Source organism: Nonomuraea turkmeniaca (assembly GCF_005889735.1).
GTDB lineage: Bacteria > Actinomycetota > Actinomycetes > Streptosporangiales > Streptosporangiaceae > Nonomuraea > Nonomuraea turkmeniaca.
Window position 1 is genome coordinate 20798 of sequence record NZ_VCKY01000091.1, and the last position, 17996, is coordinate 38793.

Genomic DNA, 17996 nt, shown 5'->3' on the forward strand with positions numbered 1-17996 from the left:
TCCCGATGCTGGTCATGAAGGGCATCGTCAAGCAGTTCCCCGGCGTGCGCGCGCTGGACGGCGTCGATCTGGACGTGCGGGCGGGCGAGGTGCACTGCCTGCTCGGCCAGAACGGCGCCGGCAAGTCCACCCTGATCAAAGTCCTGGCCGGCGTGCACCAGCCGGACGAGGGCACCATCGTCTTCAACGGCGAACAGGTGCGGCCGAGCAGTCCGATGGACGCCATCAAGCTCGGCTTCGCCACCATCTATCAGGAGCTGGACCTGGTCGACGGGCTCAGCGTGGCGGAGAACATCTTCCTCGGCCACGAGCACGCCTACTTCGGCTTCGTCAACCGGCCGGCCGCCAGCAAGGCCGCCCGCGAGGTCATGGAACGGCTCGGCCACCCCGAGATCCGCCCGTCGACCGAGGTCGGGCGGCTATCGCCGGCGGCCAAACAGGTCGTCTCGATGGCCAGGGCGCTCTCCCACGACGCGCGCCTGATCATCATGGACGAGCCGTCCGCCGCCCTCGCCCACGACGAGGTCGCGAACCTCTTCCGCATCATCCGCGAGCTCACCGCCCAGGGTGTGGCCGTGGTCTACATCTCGCACCGCCTGGAGGAGATCCGCGAGATCGGCGACCGGGTCACCGTGCTGAAGGACGGCCGCACGGTCGCCGTCGGCCTGGCGGCCCGCGACACCCCCACCACCCAGATCGTCTCCCTCATGACCGGCAGGAACGTCGAATACGTCTTCCCGCCGCGCGGGGGGCGCACGCTGGGGGAGGAGGTGCTGCGCGTCGAGGGCCTGACCGCGCCGGGTGTCTTCCGGGACGTGTCGTTCTCGGTGCGGGCGGGCGAGATCGTCGGGCTGGCCGGCCTGGTCGGGTCGGGCCGCTCGGAGATCCTGGAGGCGGTGTACGGCGCCCGTCCAGCCGCCGGCCGCGTCCTGCTCGAAGGGCGGCCGGTGCGCCGCGGCGTCGTCGGCACCGTCCGGCGGGGCATGGGCCTGGCCCCCGAGGAACGCAAGGCCCAGGCTCTGATCCTCGACCAGAGCGTCACCGCCAACATCACGCTGGGCACCCTGCCGGAGTTCGCGAAGTTCGGCTGGATCGACCGCAAACGCGAGCGGAGCGAGGCCAAGCGGCTGTCGGAACTGCTGGACATCCGCCCGCCCGACCCCGAACGCCCGATCAGGAATCTGTCGGGCGGCAACCAGCAGAAGGCCGTGCTCGCCCGCTGGCTGCTCGGCGGTCTCAAGCTGCTCCTGCTCGACGAGCCCACCAGAGGCGTGGACGTGGGCGCCAGGGCGGAGCTGTACGCCGTCATCCACGACCTGGCCGAGCGGGGCATCGGCGTGCTGCTGGTCTCCAGCGAGGTGCCGGAGGTGCTGGGGCTGGCCGACCGGGTGCTGGTGCTGCGCGAGGGGGCGGTCATCCACCAGGGCGACGCGACTGAGCTGGACGAGCATCGCGTACTCGACATGATCATGAATGGGAGGGCGGCCTGATGAGCGAGCCCACAACGAAGCGGCCTGTCGCCGGATCGACCGTGGCCTCGTCGGTGCGCCGCCTCGGCCTCGGTGAGATGCGACATCTCGGCCTGCTGGCGGCGCTGGCGATCCTGGTGGTGGTCGGCCTGGTCACCAGGCCGGACAACTTCGCCACCACGTCCAACCTCGTCAGCATCCTGTCGCTGGCCGCCACGATCGGCGTGATCACGGTGGGGGCCACGTTCGTGATCATCGGCGGCGGCATCGACCTGTCGGTGGGCGCGGTCATGGCGCTGGCCTCCGTGTGGGCGACGACGGTCGCCACGCAGGAGCAGGGGCCCCTGGTCATGGTGATATGCGCGCTCTCCGTCGGCACCACGGTGGGACTGATCAACGGTTTGCTGATCGCGTATGGGCGGCTGGTGCCGTTCATCGCCACGCTGGCCATGCTGGTGGCCGCCCGCGGGCTGGCGCAGCGGATGTCCGACCGCAAGACGCAGCTCATCCGGGTCGACAACAGCGCCATCGTGGACCTGTCGACCACGCGTTGGCTCGGCATCCCACTGGTGGTCTACATCTTCGCCCTGGTCGTGGTGCTGGGGTGGATCCTGCTCAACCGCACGACGTTCGGGCGGCGGACGTACGCGGTCGGGGGCAACGTCGAGGCGGCCAGGCTGGCCGGCATCAACGTACGCAGGCACACGGCGGTGCTCTACGGCCTGTCCGGGCTGTGCTGCGGCATCGCCGCCATCATCATCATGGCCAGGACCACGACAGGCTCGTCCACGCACGGCGACCTGTACGAACTCGACGCCATCGCCGCCGTGATCATCGGTGGCACGCTGCTCACGGGCGGCCGGGGGACGATCGTGGGCTCGATCCTGGGTCTGCTGATCTTCACCCTCATCACGAACCTGTTCATTCTGAACGGCCTCAACACCAGCGACCAGCTGATCGCCAAGGGCCTGATCATCGTCGTCGCCGTTCTTCTCCAGCGACGGAACTTGAAGGAGAGAGCACCATGAGTGAGAACGTCGCGCGCAGGGGATTCCTCGTCGGCGGGGCCGCGCTCCTGGCGGCCGGCTGCACCAGCAACGAGCCCGCTGCCTCGCCTACCACCGCCGCCCCGGCCCCGGCCCCTGCGGCGAGCGGCAACGACCAGCCCGGCCAGAAGGTCGTGATCGGCTTCTCCGCGCCGGCCGCCGACCACGGGTGGATCGCGGCCATCGCCAAGAACGCCGAGGCCACCGCGAAGCAGTACTCCGACATCGATTTCAAGCCCGTCGAGCCAACGAACGACATCAACCAGCAGATCTCGGCCGTCGAGTCCTTGATAGCGGCCAAGGTCAACGCGCTGGTCATCCTGCCGAACGACGGCCAGCAGCTGAACCAGGTCGCGCTCCAGGCCACGGCCGCGGGGATCCCGGTCATCAACCTCGACCGGATTTTCCCCGACAAGTTGGCATATCGGACCTGGGTCGGTGGCGACAACTACGGCATGGGCGTCGCGGCCGGGCACTTCATCGGCAAACAGCTCAAGGACAAGGGCGTGTCGAACCCCGTGATCGTCGAGATCCAAGGCATCGCCACCCTGCCGCTGACGCAGGACCGCAGCAAGGGCTTCGCCGACGCGCTGAAGACGTACGGGTTCAGCGTCACGGCGAAGCAGGACGCCAAGTTCACGGTCGAGACCGGCAACCAGGTGGCCACGTCGCTGCTCCAGGCGCACAAGAAGATCGACGCGATGTGGAACCACGACGACGACCAGGGCGTCGGCGTGCTCGCCGCGATCAGGGAGGCCAGTCGCGACGAGTTCGTCATGGTCGGCGGCGCGGGCTCGCTCAACGCGATGAAGGAGATCCAGTCGGGCACGTCGGTGCTGAAGGCCACCGTCACCTACAGCCCCACGATGGCCTCATCGGCGATCAAACTGGCTCGCTTGATCGCGCAGGGCAAGGGCATGAGTGATCTGGTGGAAAAGCAGGTGCCTCAGTCCATCACGCTCGCATCGGAGACCATCACCAAGGATAACGTCGACAAGTACCTGGAACTCGGCTTCGAATCCTGATCGGGGGTTGCATGTCAGACAAGACCACCATCGGCGTGGGCATGGTCGGCTACGCGTTCATGGGCCGCGTCCATTCCCAGGCGTGGCGGAGCGTGGGGGCCTTCTTCGACCTGCCGCTGACACCGCGCATGGCGGTGCTGGCCGGCAGGTCGAAGGAGCGTACCGAGGCGGCCGCCGCGCAGATGGGCTGGGACGCCGTCGAGACGGACTGGAGAGAGCTGGTCAAGCGCGACGACGTGCAGATCGTCGACATCTGCACGCCCGGTGACTCGCACGCCGAGATCGCCATCGCCGCCCTGGAGGCCGGCAAACATGTGATCTGTGAGAAGCCGCTGGCCAACACCGTCGCCGAGGCCGAGGCCATGGTTCGGGCCGCGGCGACGGCATCGGGCAAGAGCATGGTGGCCTTCAACTACCGGCGCGTCCCAGCCGTGGCTCTGGCCAGGCGTTTCGTGGAGGAGGGCCGGCTCGGCGAGATCCGGCACGTGCGGGCTCAATACCTGCAGGACTGGATCGTCGACCCGGAGTTCCCGCTGGTGTGGCGGTTGCAGAAGGACAAGGCGGGCGCCGGGGCGCTCGGGGACATCGGCTCGCACATCGTGGACGCGGCCGAGTTCATCACCGGGCAGCACGTCGCCGGTGTGTCCGGGCTGACGGAGACCTTCATCAAGGAACGTCCGCTGGCGGGCGAGTCGGCCGGCCTGGGCGCCTCCCGTACCGAGCAGACGGGTGAGGTCACCGTCGACGACGCCGCCTTGTTCATCGGCCGGATGTCGGGCGGGGCACTGGCCTCGTTCGAGGCCACACGGTTCGCCACCGGCCGCAAGAACGCCATGCGCATCGAGATCAACGGCCAGCTCGGCAGCCTGGCGTTCGACTTCGAGGCCATGAACGAGCTGTGGCTCAGCTCCGGTGGCGGCGGCTTCGAGCGGATCCTCGTCACCGAGCCCGATCACCCGTACGTGGGCGCCTGGTGGCCACCCGGGCACGGGCTCGGCTACGAGCACACCTTCACCCACGAGATCAAGGACTTCCTGGAAGCGCTCGCCACCGGAACCGACCCGTCGCCGACCTTCGCGGACGGGCTGCGGGTGCAGCGGGTCCTGGAGGCGGTCGAGCGCAGCGCGGCTGACGGCAGCCGCTACACGAACGTGGAGGATTGACCGATGCGACCAGTCACACTGTTCACCGGGCAGTGGGCCGACCTGCCGTTCGAGGAGGTGTGCCGGCTGGCGGCCGAATGGGGCTACGACGGCCTCGAGATCGCCTGCTCGGGCGACCACTTCGACGTGGCCCAGGCCATGGCGGACCCGTCGTACGTGGAGCAGAAGCACGCCCAGCTCGACAAGCACGGCCTCAAGGTGTGGACGATCTCCAACCACCTTGTCGGCCAGGCGGTCTGCGACCACCCGATCGACGAGCGCCACAAGACCATCCTGCCCGCCCGCATCTGGGGTGACGGCGAGCCCGAAGGCGTGCGGCAGCGTGCCGCCGAGGAGATGAAGGACACCGCGCGGGCCGCGTCGCTGCTGGGCGTGAACACGGTGGTGGGCTTCACCGGCTCGTCCATCTGGCACACGGTCGCGATGTTCCCGCCGGTGTCCGCCTCGGCGATCGACGCCGGCTACCAGGACTTCGCCGACCGCTGGAACCCCATCCTGGACGTCTTCGACGAGGTCGGCGTGCGCTTCGCGCACGAGGTCCACCCGAGTGAGATCGCCTACGACTACTACACGACGGTGCGGACGCTGGAGGCCGTCGGCCACCGGCCGGCGTTCGGGCTCAACTGGGACCCGTCGCACATGGTCTGGCAGGACCTGGACCCGGTGGGCTTCATCCTGGACTTCAAGGACCGCATCTACCACGTGGACTGCAAGGATACGCGCATGCGCGTGGGCGACGGCCGGCGCGGCCGCCTGTCCTCACACATGCCCTGGGCCGACATGCGCCGCGGCTGGGACTTCGTCTCGACCGGGCGCGGCGACGTGCCGTGGGAGGACTGCTTCCGCGCCCTGAACTCGATCGGGTACGAAGGCCCGATCTCGATCGAGTGGGAGGACGCGGGCATGGACCGGCTGGACGGGGCCAAGGAGGCGCTGGGCTACATCCGCAAGCTCAACTCCATCACCCCGCCCGCCACGGCCTTCGACGCCGCTTTCTCGACGACGTAGGGGCCGAACCCATAGGACGGCGCCGGAACGCTTGGTCTTCGCGTCCGGCGCCGTTCCGTGGAAACCGTACTCGCGGTCACTACAGGGACTACCCGTAGAGCTCCATGAGCTGGATCCATCTCTGCATCTGGGGGCCGCGCCTCTCCAGCTTCTGCCACTTGATCGTCCACTGCTTGTCGGGCTGCAGCAGGACCATGTTCTTCTCAGGCTGCAGCAGGACCATCTTCCTCTCGGGCTGCAGCAGGACCACCCTCTTCTCGGGCTGCAGCAGGACCACCCTCTTCTCGGGCTGCTGCGTGACCGCCCAGACGTAATTGGCCGTGGACGCGTCATCGGTGTCCCAGTCCTTGAGCACGACGGCCTGGTTGCCGGCCGCGGCCGGCGTGGCCGTCGCCGCCAGGGCCGAGCCGCTGAACAGGGTCATGGCCCCGAAAGCGGCCGCGGCGAGCACAGGTGCGAAGCGGTGCATATGCCTTCCTCTCTGTAAAGGTGCTGCTACTACCTGTAGCAGAGCAGGAAGGCACATTCCGGTTCCCTCGCCGGTCGTTTCCCCAGGTCAGTCCATGAGTACGATCTGGCGGAGCACCTCGCCGGCCCGCAGGGCCTCGACCGCGTCGTTCAGGTCCGCGAGGCGGATGCGGGCGCTGATCATCGATTCGAGGTCCAGCTGGCCGGCCTTGTAGAGCTTGGCGAAGTACGGGAAGTCGTGCCGCACGTCCGCCTCGCCGTACAGGCTGGACAGCAGGTTCTTGCCCTCGAACAGCAGGCTGAACGCGGAGATCGACACCATGTCGTCCATCGCGCCCGCGCCGACCACGATGACGTCGCCGCCCTGCCGGGTGACCTGCCACGCGCTCTGGATGGTGGCCGACTTGCCGACCACCTCGAAGCCGTAGTCGAAGCCGGAGCCGCCGGTGAGCTCGTTGAGCGCGTCCGGCACGCCCTCGGGCGTGACCGCGTGCGTCGCACCTACCTTCTTGGCCAGCTCGTGCTTGGACTCCAGCGGGTCCACCGCGAGGATCATCCTGGCTCCGGAGACGCGGGCGCCCTGGATGACCGACAGGCCCACGCCGCCGCAGCCGATCACCGCGACCGTGGATCCCGGGCGTACCCTCGCGGTGTTGAGCGCGGCGCCCACGCCGGTCGTGATGCCGCAGCCGATCAGGGCCGCCGCCTCCCACGACACGTCCGGGTCGATCTTGATCGCGCCCTGCCAGGGCACGACGATCTCCTCGGCCCACGTGCCGCAGCCCGCCATCCCGAACGCCGTCGTCTCGTCGCCCCCGAAGCGGAAGTTGCCCTTGGTGAAGCCCTCGATCACGTACTTCATGCACAGGTACGGCTGCCCGCCCAGGCACAGGTCGCACTCCTGGCAGGCCGGCCGCCAGTTGATCACCACGTGGTCGCCGGGCTGCAGCGAGGTGACGTGCTCGCCCACCTCGACGACCTCGCCCGACCCTTCGTGGCCGGGGACGAGCGGGACGGGCTGCGGTAGCACGCCCGACATGGCCGACAGGTCCGAGTGGCAGACGCCGGTAGCCTTGATCCGCACCCGTACGTCCGTCGGCCCCACCGGGGCCAGCGTGACGTCGTCGCGGATCTCGAGCTTGTCGTTGCCTACGGCGTGCAGGATCGCGGCGCGCATGGGGGTTCCTCCTCCGGCTCGGAAGGCTAGTCCTCGAGGGTCTATTCCTCGATGGAAAGGGCTGCTTTAGGACAGGACCGCACCGCGTGCCGGACGCGGTCCTGCAGTTCAAGGGGTGGCTCAGGGAGAAGAATGTGCAGTTGGTCGTCGTCGTCCACGTCGAACACTTCGGGTGCGAGGCCCATGCATACTGCGTTGGCCTCACAGACCAGCTCGTCCACCTTCACTTTCATCTGAGTTGTGGCGCTGAGATCCGGTCCTTCGGACCGGGGGAACGCCACCCTCCTTTCGAAAACTCTATGGAAAGCATCGATCACACTCGGTAACGCTCTTGCGACAGGAGAGCGTCGTGGCGATCCGCCGCCCTGCCGCCAAGCGGCGCGGCCTGCCCTCGGTCGTGCGGCTCCGACTTCAGTCCCCCTGCCCAGGCTAACGCCGTGGCAGCAGCGGTGCAGATGTGCGATCAGGCGGCTACGGTCGTCTCCCGCCTGGCTTGGCGGGAGCGCGCCTTCGCCGTGGTGGAGCCGCGCCGGCAGGCGCCCCAACCTGCGGTGCGCGAGCCGGTCAACGGCTTCCTCGGGGTGGACCAAGGGGTGGCGAACCTGGCTGTCACCAACGATGGCGCGGTGCTGCCCGGGCCGATCCACGGCACGGCCGGGATCGCCTTCCTCCGCACCGGGTGTGGCCTCGCTGGGCACGCCGATCGCATCGCGGCCCGCAACATCGCCGTACGCGGCGTTGCGGGCCGGGCTGCTGTCAACCAGTCGCACGCTACCGGCCTCCCTTCAGCCAGACGGGACCGTGAGAGCAAAGCACTGGCTTCAATCGGTGGTGGTTGACGTCAGCCTCCTGTGGTCCCATGAGACCACTTTGGTGCGCTCGACGACGTACGCAACCCGCTTGCGCCCGGTCTGCTCCACGTACGGGCTGAGCAGCTCGTCCGGCACCCCCGGAGTCATCCTGCGGGCGACCATCATCCCGACGGCCATGACGCCGTCCCGGTCGGCGATCGGCTCGGCCTTGCCGTACACCAGGACGCCGCGCAGCTGGTCGTAGTCGTCACCTGCCTCGATCAGGCAGCTCACCCGGGGATCGCGGGCCAGGTTGCGGGCCTTCTGCGCCTTCGTGTAGGTCCAGAAGGCGATCCGTCCGGCGTCCAGGCCGTAGAACATCGTGACCAGATGCGGGGTGCCGTCCGGGTTGATGGTGGCCAGTTGCAGCTTGCGTGAGCTTTCCAGGAAGGCGGCGACGTCGTCGTCCGACATCGCGATGCGGGCGCGCTGGTTCACGTGCCAAGTAGAACAGGTTCCAGAAGAGGGCTGCAAGGGTTGCCTGGAATGTTGTTCGGTTCGGCTAGGGTGCAGTCCTATGACGATGCCGGCAGAGCTGCTCTATGCAGCGAAACATGCCAAGGGGTTCATGCCGGTCAACGAAGGGCTGGCCCTGTTCGCGGCGGCCTGCCACTACGGCAAGCTCGGGCCCATCTGCGAGATCGGCACCTACTGCGGCAAGTCCGCGATCTACCTCGGCGCGGCCGCCAGGCAGGCCGGGTCCGTGGTCGTGACCGTGGACCACCACCGCGGCTCGGAGGAGATCCAGCCCGGGTGGGCGCACCACGATCCGACGCTGATGGACATCCGGTTCGGGAAGATGGACTCGCTGCCGACCTTCCGCGGCACGATCGCCGCGGCGGGACTCGAGGACGAGGTGATCGCCATCGTCGGCAGGTCGGAAAGGGTGGCCGGGCTCTGGAACACGCCGCTGGGCATGCTGTTCATCGACGGCGGCCACTCCGAGGAGCCGGTCACCCGCGACTACGAGGGTTGGGCGCCGCACGTCATGGCGGGCGGGGCGCTGGTCTTCCACGACGTCTACCCGGACCCGGCCGACGGCGGACAGGCGCCGTACCGGGTCTACCTGCGGGCGCTGGAGTCAGGCACATTCAAGGAGGTCCAGGTGGAGGGCTCGTTGCGCGTCCTCGAACGTGTCAAACCAGGCGCCATTTAGCGGACAAGCCCAGACGTATGCGCTGCCGCTGCTCACAGCTTGCACCACGGAGCCGGTCACCATGGGCTCGCGTAACGGTGGGCGACTTGTGAAGGGTCAGAGGCCGTTTCCTGGAGGGCCCTGCTCATGGTCGCGCTCGCACGGGGCTCCGCTGGTCACGCAAGCTGCCGCTCTCCGCCCCAGGCTCGCCGCTCCGCCAGCCGAAGTGCGGCGGGTGGCTGGCCATGGCAGCGCGTAAAGGATGGGCTCTAAATCGGGTGGCCGGCCACGGCAGCGCGTAAAAGATGGGATTCAGCTCCGGCGGCGGCGGGTCCAGGAGTGGCGGGTTTGGGACTGCCAGCCGCGGAAGTCCTCGTGCGTACGTGCCTCGTGCCCGAGAGCGATGAGCGCCCGATCGGTCCAGGCGGCCGCCTCCTCCGGTTCGGCCCCCGCCAGGATCGGCACGGCCTGCGCCGTGTGATCCGGCAACATCCCCGACCGCAGCCGGGCGGACGCGGCGAACGCGCACCCCTGCGCCAGATGGGCGCGGAACCCGTCGGCCCCCGCGTGCTCGGTCAGCCACCACAGCTCGTCGGCCTCGGCGCCACCCGTGTACGCGGCCGCGAACCCGACCCCGCTCCACAGGTCGGCCCGCCGTCCCGCGGGAAAGCCCCCGACCTTGGCCGCGACGTCGTCGGGCGAGGCGCAGTCGTGGTACCAGAGCAGCCGCCCCAGCCCCTGGTCGAACACCGCGCAGTGGGCCCTGGTGAGCAGGTCCGGCATGGTGCGCTCGCCGATCATGCGATCGGCCCTGGCCAGGCTCCACTGGAAGCCGAACCCGTCCACCGCCAGCCAGCGCAGCAGCGGGTGAGCCTGGCGTGCGCCCCGCATGGGACGCAGGCGCACCATCGCGTACCCGCGGCCGGCGCCGAGGTAGGCGGCGTGCCGATGGTGCTGGGCGGGGCCGGCAAGTAGCTCGTGAAGGCGCCGGCCCCGGGTCAAAGTGAGCAGGTCGAGCACGGTGCAGGCGGCGGCCGCCCCTTCGTAGCCGAAGGGCCGCTGCTCGGCCGGGATCTCCTCGACCTTCTCCACTTCTCTCGACATCGCCGCGTTGAAGCCGAAAATGTAGGACTTTTCGGCTTTTGCGAAGACTGCCCGAGAAGCTCCATGTCTGAGCCGGAACCTGCGCCGGCCCAGATCACACTCCAGTGGATCCTTGATCAGGAACCTCCGCAGCCCCTTCACCGGGTTCAGTGTCGGCTCGGTCCCCGCCTGGTCCAAGAACGATGTTGTGCCCGTGTCGCCCACGCTTCCCCCGAAGACGCATCGTACGGCCACTACGAAGCTAGTGACCCGTTGCGCCCGTCATCGGCGACGCACCGGATTTCGCGGGCAAAGAACCGGCAAAAGCCCTTGCGGCGCCGGTCAGTGGACCTGAGGGGGCAGGATCGGGGCCGAGCACCCGCACACGTCCGGGTCGTACACCGAGGTTCCCACGATGTCGCGGAACAACCCGGCCCCGGGGGACGACTCGAGCAACGCGTCCGCCGCCAGGATCACGGCCGCGGCCGTGTATCCGGAGCGCTCGTACGGGAAGTGCTTGCGGTTGGCGAACTGCCACCCGGTCCAGTACGAGCCGTCCTCGTGCCGCAGGTGCTGCACGTCGGTGAACAGCCGGACCGCCCGCTCCCGATCCCCGAGCGCGTCCAGCGCCAGCACCAGCTCGCACGTCTCGGCCCCGGTCACCCACGGCTGGTCCGACACGCACCTGATGCCGAGCCCCGGCACCACGAACGTCGCCCACTCCCGCTCCAGCAGCTCGAACGCCTGCCGCCCGCGTACCGCGCCGCCGAGCACCGGGTAGTACCAGTCCATCGAGAAGCGGCTCTTGTCGGCGAACGCCTCGGGATGCGCCGTCAGGACGTGCGCCAGCCGGTCGGCGGCCAGCTCCCAGTGCGGCTGCGGGTCGCCCAGGTGGTCGGCCAGCCGCACGCCGCAGCGGAGGCCCTGGTGGATCGAGGAGCAGCCGGTGAGCAGCGCGTACGGCGCCGCCCCGCCCTGCGCGTCACGTTCCCAGACGATCTCGCCCCGCTCGGTCTGGAGCCCGGCCACGTAGTCGAGCGCGGCCTTGACCATGGGCCAGCTCTCCTCGACGAAGCCCTGGTCGCCGGTGACGAGATGGTGGTGCCAGAGCCCGACGGCGATGTAGGCGGCGTGGTTGCTCTCCCCGCCCAGCTCGGTCGGGACGCCGTCGACCAGCTTCATCGGCCAGGAGCCGTCGGCGCGCTGGTGGCGGGCCAGGTACGCGTACCCGCGCCGTACCGGCTCGTGGAGCCCCGCGACGGACATCGCCATCAGGCACTCGATGTGGTTCCACGCGTCGACGTGCCCCTCCGGCCATGGGACGCCGCCGTCCTCCTGCTGCATCGCCGCGATGCTCTCGGCCGTTCGCACGACCTCGGCGCGGGAGATCATGGCTTCCTGACGTAGAGGACCACGCTCTTCCCGATGATCGGATTGAGCACGGCCTCGGCGATCCTGGTCGCGGCGGGACGCTTCATGATGTCCCAGACCAGCAGCTCGTGGTACGCCTTCGCGAGCGGGTGGTCGTCGTTGTTGACCCCGACCGCGCACTTGATCCACCAGTACGGGGCGTGCAGCCCGTGGGCGTGGTGGTGCGGGCCGACCTCGAAGCCGGTGGACTTCAGCTTGGCGGACAACTCGGCGAGCGTGTAGATGCGGACGTGCCCGCCGGGGGCGGTGTGGTAGTCCTCGTCCAACGCCCAGCAGATCCGCTCCGGCAGGAAGCTCGGCACGGTGATCGCGGCCGTGCCGCCGGGCTTGAGCACGCGGAAGATCTCCCGCATGGCCGTCATGTCGTCCGGGATGTGCTCCAGCACCTCGGCCGCGATGACCCGGTCGAAGGCGCCGTCCTCGAACGGCATGTCGAGCGCCGTGCCCTGGACGGTCTCGCCCGTGGCGCCGGGCGGCACCTCGCCCGCCTTGTCCATCGCCGCGAACATGACCGCCACGTTGTCCAGCTCCGACTGGTCCATGTCGAACGCGATCACGTCCGCCCCGCGGCGCAGCACCTCGAAGGCGTGCCGGCCGCCGCCGCAGCCCAGATCCAGCACACGCGTGCCGGGGCCGACGGGAAGCCGGGCGAAGTCCACAGTCAGCACTATTTCTCCTTGTGGGCCTGGATGGCCTCGCGGTACGCCTCGACGGTCTTCTTGGCCACGACGTGCCAGGTGTAGCGCTCCATGACGCGGTCGTATCCCGCCTTGCCGACCCGCTCGCGCTCCTCGGGCGCGTCGTGCAGGCGCCGCAGCACCGCGGCCAGCTCCTCCGGGTCGCCCGGTGGCACCTGGACGGCCGCGTCGCCCACGACCTCGGGCAGCGCGCCCGTGCGGCTGGCAACCAGCGGCGTGCCGCAGGCCATGTGCTCGACGGCCGGCAGCGAGAACCCCTCGTACAGCGAGGGCACGACCGAGATCTCCGAGGTGGCGATCAGCTCGCCCAGCTCCTCGTCGGAGATGCCGTGCACGAAGCGCACCCGGTCCTGCAGCGACAACTCCTGCACGAGCTGCTCGGTGGGACCACCCGGGGTCGGCTTGCTGACGACGGTGAGGTGCACGTCGCGTTCGGTGGCCAGCTTGGCCACGGCGCGCAGCAGCGTCGCGACGCCCTTCATCGGCGAGTCGGCGCTGGCCACGGCGACGATCGAGCCCTTGCGCCTGGGCTTGTCCGGGCGCGGGTGGAAGTAGCGGGTGTCCACGCCGAGCGGGATCAGCCGCATGTTGGCCTGGGGGACGTTGAAGTCGCGGTGGATGTCGGCCAGCGACGACTCGCTGACCGTCAGGATGGGGCTGAGCCGGGGCGCGACGCGCGACTGCATCTTCACGAACCCGTACCAGCGGCGCATGGTCAGCTTCTTCGCGCCGGTGGCGGCCTCGAGCTCGATGCGCCGGTCCACGCTGATCGGGTGGTGGATGGTGCCGACCACGGGAAAGAGCTTCTGGATGCCGAGCAGGCCGTACCCGAGGGTCTGGTTGTCCTGCACGACGTCGAAGTCGCCGATGCGCTTCTTCAGCTCGCGGTGGGCGCGCAACGTGAAGGTCAGCGGCTCGGGGAAGCCGGCCGTCCACATCGTGCCGACCTCGAGCCAGTCGATCCAGTCGCGGTATTCGTGCAGCTTGGGCGTTCTGAACGGGTCCTCGTCGCGGTAGAGGTCCAGGCTGGGCACTTCGCGTAGGATGACGCCTTCGTCCAGCTCTGGGTAGGGCTGGCCGGAGAACACCTCGACGTGGTGCCCGAGCGCGACCAGCTCGCGGCTCAGGTGGCGGAGATAGACACCTTGACCACCACAGGTGGGCTTGCTGCGGTAGGACAGCAGCGCGATCCGCAGCCTTGGCTCCGGCACGGACACCCCTTTCACCGCTGATTAGATCATGAATGATGACCTTAGCCCGAGAAGGCTACCATTCGGTAGGTCACCTGGAATTGTTCACAATGCCTACTGCACACCGTGCGAACTGCGACGTTGTTGTAACCGAGTGTGGTTCGGTGGAACACGTTCTAGGAGGCTTGATGCTCTTTCTGGGCGCTTAGCTGTACATTCCCGTCCCAAAGGGATACCCGTCACGATCATTGGAGGACCCCTTGGCCAGGCGCGCTCTGATCACCGGCATCACCGGCCAGGACGGTTCCTACTTGGCGGAGCACCTGCTCGAGCAGGGGTACGAGGTCTGGGGACTGGCCCGGGGGCAGGCGAACCCGCGGGTGTCGCGGATGCGCAAGCTGCTGTCCGACGTGCAGGTGGTGCGCGGTGACCTGCTGGACCAGGGATCGCTGATCTCGGCTGTGGAACGGGTTCAGCCGGACGAGGTGTACAACCTGGGTGCGATCTCGTTCGTCCCCATGTCGTGGGAGCAGGCCGAGCTCACGGCCGAGGTGACCGGCATGGGGGTGCTGCGGATGCTCGAGGCGATTCGGGTGTGTTCGGGCGTGTCGCGGGGCGCTTCGGCTGGTTCGTCCGCGCAGATCTGTTCTGGGCAGATCCGCTTTTATCAGGCTTCGTCGTCCGAGATGTTCGGCCAGGTCAGCGAGACCCCGCAGACCGAGCGCACCGCCTTCCACCCGCGCTCGCCGTACGGCGTCGCCAAGGCGTACGGGCACTTCCTCACCCAGAACTACCGCGAGTCGTACGGCATGTTCGCCGTGTCCGGGATCCTGTTCAACCACGAGTCGCCGCGCCGCGGCGCCGAGTTCGTGACCAGGAAGGTGTCGCTCGGGGTGGCCAGGATCAAGCTGGGGCTGGCCACGGAGCTGCGGCTGGGGAACCTGGAGGCGCGGCGCGACTGGGGGTTCGCGGGAGACTATGTCAAGGCCATGCATCTCATGCTGCGCGCCGGCAACCCCGAGGACTACGTGATCGGCACCGGGCGGATGAAGTCCGTCCGGGAGCTGGTGGATGCGGCCTTCAGCGCGGCGGGGCTGGACTGGGAACGCTACGTGGTGACCGACCAGGCGCTGCACCGGCCGGCCGAGGTGGACCTGCTGTGCGCGGATCCGAAGAAGGCGCGGGCGCAGCTGGGCTGGGAGCCGCGGGTGTCTTTTGACGAATTGGTGGCCATGATGGTCGAGTCTGATTTGAGGCTTCTGACTGACGGCGGCGATCCCGATCAGGACAGCAGCTGGCCGTAATTTCCTGTTACGCGTTGCCGTGGTCGGCCGACCGCCGTCGCTGGCTTGCGTCTGTCCAGGGGAACGGCCTCTGACCGGTCAGTGGCGCGCCGCCGTTACGGCGCGCACGGGCACCGGGTTCCGTGGTCAGGGCCGCACCGCCTGGCGGTAGGCGCCTGGAGTGAGGCCGAAGTACCGCGTGAACCAGCGGGTCAGGTGACTCTGGTCGGCGAAGCCCGTCGCGCCGGCCGCTTCGCTGATGGGCGTTCCGGCCGCTATGAGGTCGCGGGCCGTTCTGAGGCGTAGCTGGCGTTGGTAGTCGCTCGGCGGGAGGCCGTACGCCGCCTGGAAGGCGCGGTAGACCGCGTAGCGGCTGGTGCCGGTGGAGTTCGCCAGGTCGTCGATGGACAGGTCGTCCGTCATGCGGTCGTGGAGGAGTCGTCTGGCGTGCCGGGCGATTGTCATCGACCTGCTCGGCTCGGCCGGGATGGGGAGGGGCCTCGTCGCCGTACGGCGGACTATGCGCGCGATCGTGGCCGTGAGGAGCTCGTCGCGGCGGAGGGCCGGGGCGCCCGGGTCCAGGAGGGCCACGTGGAGGGCGCGCAGGGTGGTCGCCAGGGCCGGGTCGGCGGCTACGGGTGCCGTGAAGAGGGGGAGGCCGGTGCGGTGGCCTGTCGCGTCTTGGAGGGCGTCGGCGACCAGGTCCGGGGCTATGTGGATCATCCGGTAGGTGAAGCCGAGGGCGTTCGCGGCGTGGCCGTCGTGGGGGTCGTCGGGGTTGAAGGCCATGACCATGCCGGCTGCGCTCGTGTGCGCCGAGCCCCGGCACGTGAACGACTGCGCCCCGGTCTCCGTCACGCCGAAGGAGTAGGTCTCGTGGCTGTGGCGGTGGTAGACGTGCCGCTCGAAGTGCGCGTGCATGGCCTCGATCGGCCGATCGGGCGACCGCCAGTATCTGGACCAGTCATGCGGCATCCCTCCATTCTCTCGGACGCCATTGACAAAGAGGATTTTTACGTAAAGGATCGTTTTTGCGATGAGAGATGTCCTGTACCTGGAAGAGATCGAGCAGGCCGAGGCGCTGCTCAAGCCGCAGCGTGTAGAGGTGCTGCGGCAGCTGGCCGAGCCGCGCACGTGCTCGGAGGTTGCCGAGCGGCTCGGGCAGACGCCGCAGCGGGTCTACTACCACGTGAAACGGCTGGTCGAGGCGGGGCTGGTGGACCTGGTGTCCGAGCGCAAGGTGCGCGGGATCTCCGAGGGCACCTACCAGGCCGCCGCCCGCTCGTACTGGCTGTCGCCGCGCCTGGTCGGCCGGATCGGCGGATTGCGCCAGGCGCGGGACGAGCTCAGCCTCGGCTACCTGCTGGACCTCATGGAGGAAGTGCAGGCCGACATCGCGGCGCTCGACAGGACCGCGCCCGAGCTGCCGTCCATCGGCCTGTCCGGGGAGATCCACGTGCGTCCGGAAAACCGTCAGGAGTTCCTGAGCGAGCTCCAGACAATGCTGCAGGACCTCTTCACGCGGTACGGCGGGGCCGAGGGCGACGCCTTCAAGCTCGCCGTCGCCTGCTATCCGAAGCAAGTCGACGACTCGTCAGAAGGAGACGACCATGACTGAGCCCATGATCGTGCACGCCCGCGTCCAGGCGCCGCTCAAGGAGGTGCGGCAGGCGCTCACCGATCCCGCCGCGATGCGGATCTGGCTCGCCGAGCACGCCGAGGTGGAGCTGCCCGACCGGTTCGGGTTCTGGGGGCGTACGACCCCTGAGGGGGATGCGCCGCACCAGAGCCTGCTGCACGCCGACGAGCGGACGGTGCGGTTCACGTGGGTGCTGGACGGCGAGGAGACGACTACCGAGTTCACGCTGGAAGAGGAGAGCGAGGGCGTCACCGTCGTGACGCTGTCGCAGACTCACTACGACTTCCAGGACGTGATCACGGGCAAGAGCATCCGGGGCGTGCTGCAGACGTACTGGTGCCAGGTCCTGGCCAACCTGGCCGAGCACTTCGAAGGGCGTGAGCTCACGCCCAAGGTGGACTTCACCACTACGGAGATGCGAGTCGACGTCACCATCGACGCCTCGCCGTCCGACGTATTCGCCTCGATCACGGACTCGGAGGCGGTGACGAAGTGGTTCGGGTTCCCGATCGAGATCGAGCCGTTCGTGGGCGGGCGGTTCGCGATGGGCGGACTCGCCAACGACCCGAGCCCGGCGAAGGTGCTGGAGCTCGAGCCCGGTCGCAAGTTCTCCCTCGACTGGGGCGGCCCCGGGGTCGGGACGTGGGAGCTGGAGGGGTCCGAGGGGAAGACGCGGCTGACGCTGGTGCAGAGCGGGTTCGACGCCCAGCGGCCGCCGTACGCGGCGTGGGGCGGCTTCCTGTCGGGCGTATCCGAGCTGCGGCGCTATCACGAGGTGCCGGACTGGCGGCCGGTCATCACGGCATAGTCGACTTTTGCCCGCACGAGCGTTCAAGACTGGGCTGGGGCGGGGCGTGGAGACTTGCTGCCATGCGTTTCGACACCAAGATCGGCATAGTCGTCCGCGGGGATCTGGCCGCGTGGCAGCAGCTCAACGTCACCGCCTTCCTGGCCAGTGCGGTGGCGGGCGGGGTGCGGGAGACCATCGGGGAGCCGTACGAGGACGGGTCGGGCACCTCGTACCTGCCGATGTTCCGGCAGCCCGTGCTGGTTTACGTGGCGGGTCTGGAGGAGTTGCGGGTCGTCCGGGAGAAGGCTGTGGGGCGGGGGATGGATGTGGCCGTGTACATCGAGGAGATGTTCAAGACGGGGCACGACGCGGACAACCGGGCGGCTGTGCGGGCTGTGGAGGCCGATGAGCTGGGGCTGGTGGGGGTCGCCGTCCATGGGCCGAGGAACGGCGTTGACAAGGTGCTGAAGGGCCTCACCCTGCACCCCTGAGCCTCGGCCCTCGTAGTGAGGGTCTTTAGCGTGCGGGCCCGTGGTGCGG

The 17996-nt window shown here is 68.7% G+C and carries 20 protein-coding genes; 11 read left to right on the forward strand and 9 right to left on the reverse strand.

Going from position 1 to position 17996, the window contains the following annotated elements; all coding sequences use genetic code 11:
* Nucleotides 1–5: 5 nt before the first annotated feature.
* The 5 genes from ETD86_RS25540 to ETD86_RS25560 are packed head-to-tail and all read left to right on the forward strand — an operon-like array spanning nucleotide 6 to nucleotide 5711.
* Nucleotides 6–1490 carry a sugar ABC transporter ATP-binding protein gene (locus ETD86_RS25540; RefSeq protein WP_138668698.1) on the forward strand — a complete coding sequence of 495 codons (1485 nt, stop codon included), beginning with the start codon at nucleotides 6–8 and terminating at the stop codon, nucleotides 1488–1490.
* A complete protein-coding gene (locus ETD86_RS25545) occupies nucleotides 1490–2497 on the forward strand; it encodes an ABC transporter permease (protein ID WP_138668699.1) in 1008 nt (335 codons plus the stop codon). Before ETD86_RS25540 ends, ETD86_RS25545 begins: the two co-directional genes overlap by 1 nt.
* The gene (locus tag ETD86_RS25550; protein WP_138668700.1) at nucleotides 2494–3540 is read left to right on the forward strand and encodes an ABC transporter substrate-binding protein; all 1047 of its coding nucleotides are present in this window, start codon (nucleotides 2494–2496) and stop codon (nucleotides 3538–3540) included. The genes ETD86_RS25545 and ETD86_RS25550 overlap by 4 nt, the downstream gene beginning before the upstream one ends.
* 11 nt (nucleotides 3541–3551) lie before the next feature.
* Nucleotides 3552–4703 carry a Gfo/Idh/MocA family protein gene (locus ETD86_RS25555; RefSeq protein ID WP_138668701.1) on the forward strand — a complete coding sequence of 384 codons (1152 nt, stop codon included), beginning with the start codon at nucleotides 3552–3554 and terminating at the stop codon, nucleotides 4701–4703.
* Between the two features lie 3 nt (nucleotides 4704–4706).
* On the forward strand, nucleotides 4707–5711 hold the full coding sequence (locus tag ETD86_RS25560) for a sugar phosphate isomerase/epimerase family protein (RefSeq protein ID WP_138668702.1): 1005 nt from the start codon (nucleotides 4707–4709) through the stop codon (nucleotides 5709–5711).
* An 88-nt stretch (nucleotides 5712–5799) separates the two neighbouring features.
* Here ETD86_RS25560 and ETD86_RS25565 read toward each other — a convergent pair whose 3' ends face one another.
* From ETD86_RS25565 to ETD86_RS25575, 3 genes are all read right to left on the reverse strand, one after another.
* Nucleotides 5800–6180 carry a hypothetical protein gene (locus ETD86_RS25565; protein WP_138668703.1) on the reverse strand — a complete coding sequence of 127 codons (381 nt, stop codon included), beginning with the start codon at nucleotides 6178–6180 and terminating at the stop codon, nucleotides 5800–5802.
* Between the two features lie 87 nt (nucleotides 6181–6267).
* Nucleotides 6268–7356: a Zn-dependent alcohol dehydrogenase gene (locus ETD86_RS25570; RefSeq protein WP_138668704.1), complete on the reverse strand. Its 1089-nt coding sequence runs from the start codon at nucleotides 7354–7356 to the stop codon at nucleotides 6268–6270.
* Nucleotides 7357–7397: 41 nt separating this feature from the next.
* Complete coding sequence (locus tag ETD86_RS25575; RefSeq protein ID WP_138668705.1) at nucleotides 7398–7589, reverse strand: ferredoxin; 192 nt, start codon at nucleotides 7587–7589, stop codon at nucleotides 7398–7400.
* A gap of 204 nt (nucleotides 7590–7793) precedes the next feature.
* Here ETD86_RS25575 and ETD86_RS25580 point away from each other — a divergent pair, with 204 nt between their 5' ends.
* Complete coding sequence (locus ETD86_RS25580; RefSeq protein WP_138668706.1) at nucleotides 7794–8195, forward strand: hypothetical protein; 402 nt, start codon at nucleotides 7794–7796, stop codon at nucleotides 8193–8195.
* Here ETD86_RS25580 and ETD86_RS25585 read toward each other — a convergent pair.
* Nucleotides 8178–8645, reverse strand: coding sequence for a pyridoxamine 5'-phosphate oxidase family protein (locus ETD86_RS25585; RefSeq protein WP_138668707.1), 468 nt, complete (start codon nucleotides 8643–8645; stop codon nucleotides 8178–8180). The genes ETD86_RS25580 and ETD86_RS25585 overlap by 18 nt on opposite strands.
* An 85-nt stretch (nucleotides 8646–8730) precedes the next feature.
* Here ETD86_RS25585 and ETD86_RS25590 point away from each other — a divergent pair, with 85 nt between their 5' ends.
* Nucleotides 8731–9363 (forward strand): class I SAM-dependent methyltransferase, encoded by a 633-nt coding sequence (locus ETD86_RS25590; protein ID WP_138668717.1) that lies wholly within the window; start codon nucleotides 8731–8733, stop codon nucleotides 9361–9363.
* Between the two features lie 291 nt (nucleotides 9364–9654).
* On the opposite strand, the gene ETD86_RS25595 is transcribed toward ETD86_RS25590, so the two are convergent.
* From ETD86_RS25595 to ETD86_RS25610, 4 genes are all read right to left on the reverse strand, one after another.
* On the reverse strand, nucleotides 9655–10680 hold the full coding sequence (locus ETD86_RS25595; protein ID WP_138668708.1) for a DUF1702 family protein: 1026 nt from the start codon (nucleotides 10678–10680) through the stop codon (nucleotides 9655–9657).
* A gap of 87 nt (nucleotides 10681–10767) precedes the next feature.
* Nucleotides 10768–11817, reverse strand: a complete 1050-nt coding sequence (locus ETD86_RS25600; RefSeq protein ID WP_170223260.1) for a glycoside hydrolase family 15 protein — start codon at nucleotides 11815–11817, stop codon at nucleotides 10768–10770.
* Complete coding sequence (locus tag ETD86_RS25605) at nucleotides 11814–12524, reverse strand: class I SAM-dependent methyltransferase (protein WP_211370300.1); 711 nt, start codon at nucleotides 12522–12524, stop codon at nucleotides 11814–11816. Before ETD86_RS25605 ends, ETD86_RS25600 begins: the two co-directional genes overlap by 4 nt.
* Nucleotides 12524–13771 (reverse strand): glycosyltransferase family 4 protein, encoded by a 1248-nt coding sequence (locus tag ETD86_RS25610; protein WP_138668709.1) that lies wholly within the window; start codon nucleotides 13769–13771, stop codon nucleotides 12524–12526. Before ETD86_RS25610 ends, ETD86_RS25605 begins: the two co-directional genes overlap by 1 nt.
* 233 nt (nucleotides 13772–14004) lie before the next feature.
* On the opposite strand from ETD86_RS25610, the gene ETD86_RS25615 reads away from it, so the two are divergent.
* Complete coding sequence (locus ETD86_RS25615) at nucleotides 14005–15048, forward strand: GDP-mannose 4,6-dehydratase (protein WP_138668710.1); 1044 nt, start codon at nucleotides 14005–14007, stop codon at nucleotides 15046–15048.
* A 126-nt stretch (nucleotides 15049–15174) separates the two neighbouring features.
* On the opposite strand, the gene ETD86_RS25620 is transcribed toward ETD86_RS25615, so the two are convergent.
* Entirely contained in the window at nucleotides 15175–16002 is an 828-nt protein-coding gene (locus ETD86_RS25620; RefSeq protein ID WP_138668711.1) for an AraC family transcriptional regulator, read from the reverse strand.
* 61 nt (nucleotides 16003–16063) lie between these two features.
* Here ETD86_RS25620 and ETD86_RS25625 point away from each other — a divergent pair, with 61 nt between their 5' ends.
* From ETD86_RS25625 to ETD86_RS25635, 3 genes are all read left to right on the forward strand, one after another.
* Entirely contained in the window at nucleotides 16064–16645 is a 582-nt protein-coding gene (locus ETD86_RS25625; protein WP_138668712.1) for a helix-turn-helix domain-containing protein, read from the forward strand.
* Nucleotides 16638–17474, forward strand: coding sequence for an SRPBCC family protein (locus ETD86_RS25630; RefSeq protein WP_138668713.1), 837 nt, complete (start codon nucleotides 16638–16640; stop codon nucleotides 17472–17474). Before ETD86_RS25625 ends, ETD86_RS25630 begins: the two co-directional genes overlap by 8 nt.
* A 62-nt stretch (nucleotides 17475–17536) precedes the next feature.
* Complete coding sequence (locus ETD86_RS25635) at nucleotides 17537–17947, forward strand: DUF2000 domain-containing protein (protein ID WP_138668714.1); 411 nt, start codon at nucleotides 17537–17539, stop codon at nucleotides 17945–17947.
* Nucleotides 17948–17996: the final 49 nt, after the last annotated feature.

Excerpts from the sequence above, each read along its gene's own strand:
- ETD86_RS25540 (WP_138668698.1), top strand. The coding sequence starts at position 6 with ATGCTGGTCATGAAGGGCATCGTCAAGCAGTTCCCCGGCGTGCGCGCG.
- ETD86_RS25545 (WP_138668699.1), top strand. The coding sequence starts at position 1,490 with ATGAGCGAGCCCACAACGAAGCGGCCTGTCGCCGGATCGACCGTGGCC.
- ETD86_RS25550 (WP_138668700.1), top strand. The coding sequence starts at position 2,494 with ATGAGTGAGAACGTCGCGCGCAGGGGATTCCTCGTCGGCGGGGCCGCG.
- ETD86_RS25555 (WP_138668701.1), top strand. The coding sequence starts at position 3,552 with ATGTCAGACAAGACCACCATCGGCGTGGGCATGGTCGGCTACGCGTTC.
- ETD86_RS25560 (WP_138668702.1), top strand. The coding sequence starts at position 4,707 with ATGCGACCAGTCACACTGTTCACCGGGCAGTGGGCCGACCTGCCGTTC.
- ETD86_RS25565 (WP_138668703.1), bottom strand. The coding sequence starts at position 6,180 with ATGCACCGCTTCGCACCTGTGCTCGCCGCGGCCGCTTTCGGGGCCATG.
- ETD86_RS25570 (WP_138668704.1), bottom strand. The coding sequence starts at position 7,356 with ATGCGCGCCGCGATCCTGCACGCCGTAGGCAACGACAAGCTCGAGATC.
- ETD86_RS25575 (WP_138668705.1), bottom strand. The coding sequence starts at position 7,589 with ATGAAAGTGAAGGTGGACGAGCTGGTCTGTGAGGCCAACGCAGTATGC.
- ETD86_RS25590 (WP_138668717.1), top strand. The coding sequence starts at position 8,731 with ATGCCGGCAGAGCTGCTCTATGCAGCGAAACATGCCAAGGGGTTCATG.
- ETD86_RS25600 (WP_170223260.1), bottom strand. The coding sequence starts at position 11,817 with ATGATCTCCCGCGCCGAGGTCGTGCGAACGGCCGAGAGCATCGCGGCG.
- ETD86_RS25620 (WP_138668711.1), bottom strand. The coding sequence starts at position 16,002 with ATGCCGCATGACTGGTCCAGATACTGGCGGTCGCCCGATCGGCCGATC.
- ETD86_RS25625 (WP_138668712.1), top strand. The coding sequence starts at position 16,064 with ATGAGAGATGTCCTGTACCTGGAAGAGATCGAGCAGGCCGAGGCGCTG.
- ETD86_RS25630 (WP_138668713.1), top strand. The coding sequence starts at position 16,638 with ATGACTGAGCCCATGATCGTGCACGCCCGCGTCCAGGCGCCGCTCAAG.
- ETD86_RS25635 (WP_138668714.1), top strand. The coding sequence starts at position 17,537 with ATGCGTTTCGACACCAAGATCGGCATAGTCGTCCGCGGGGATCTGGCC.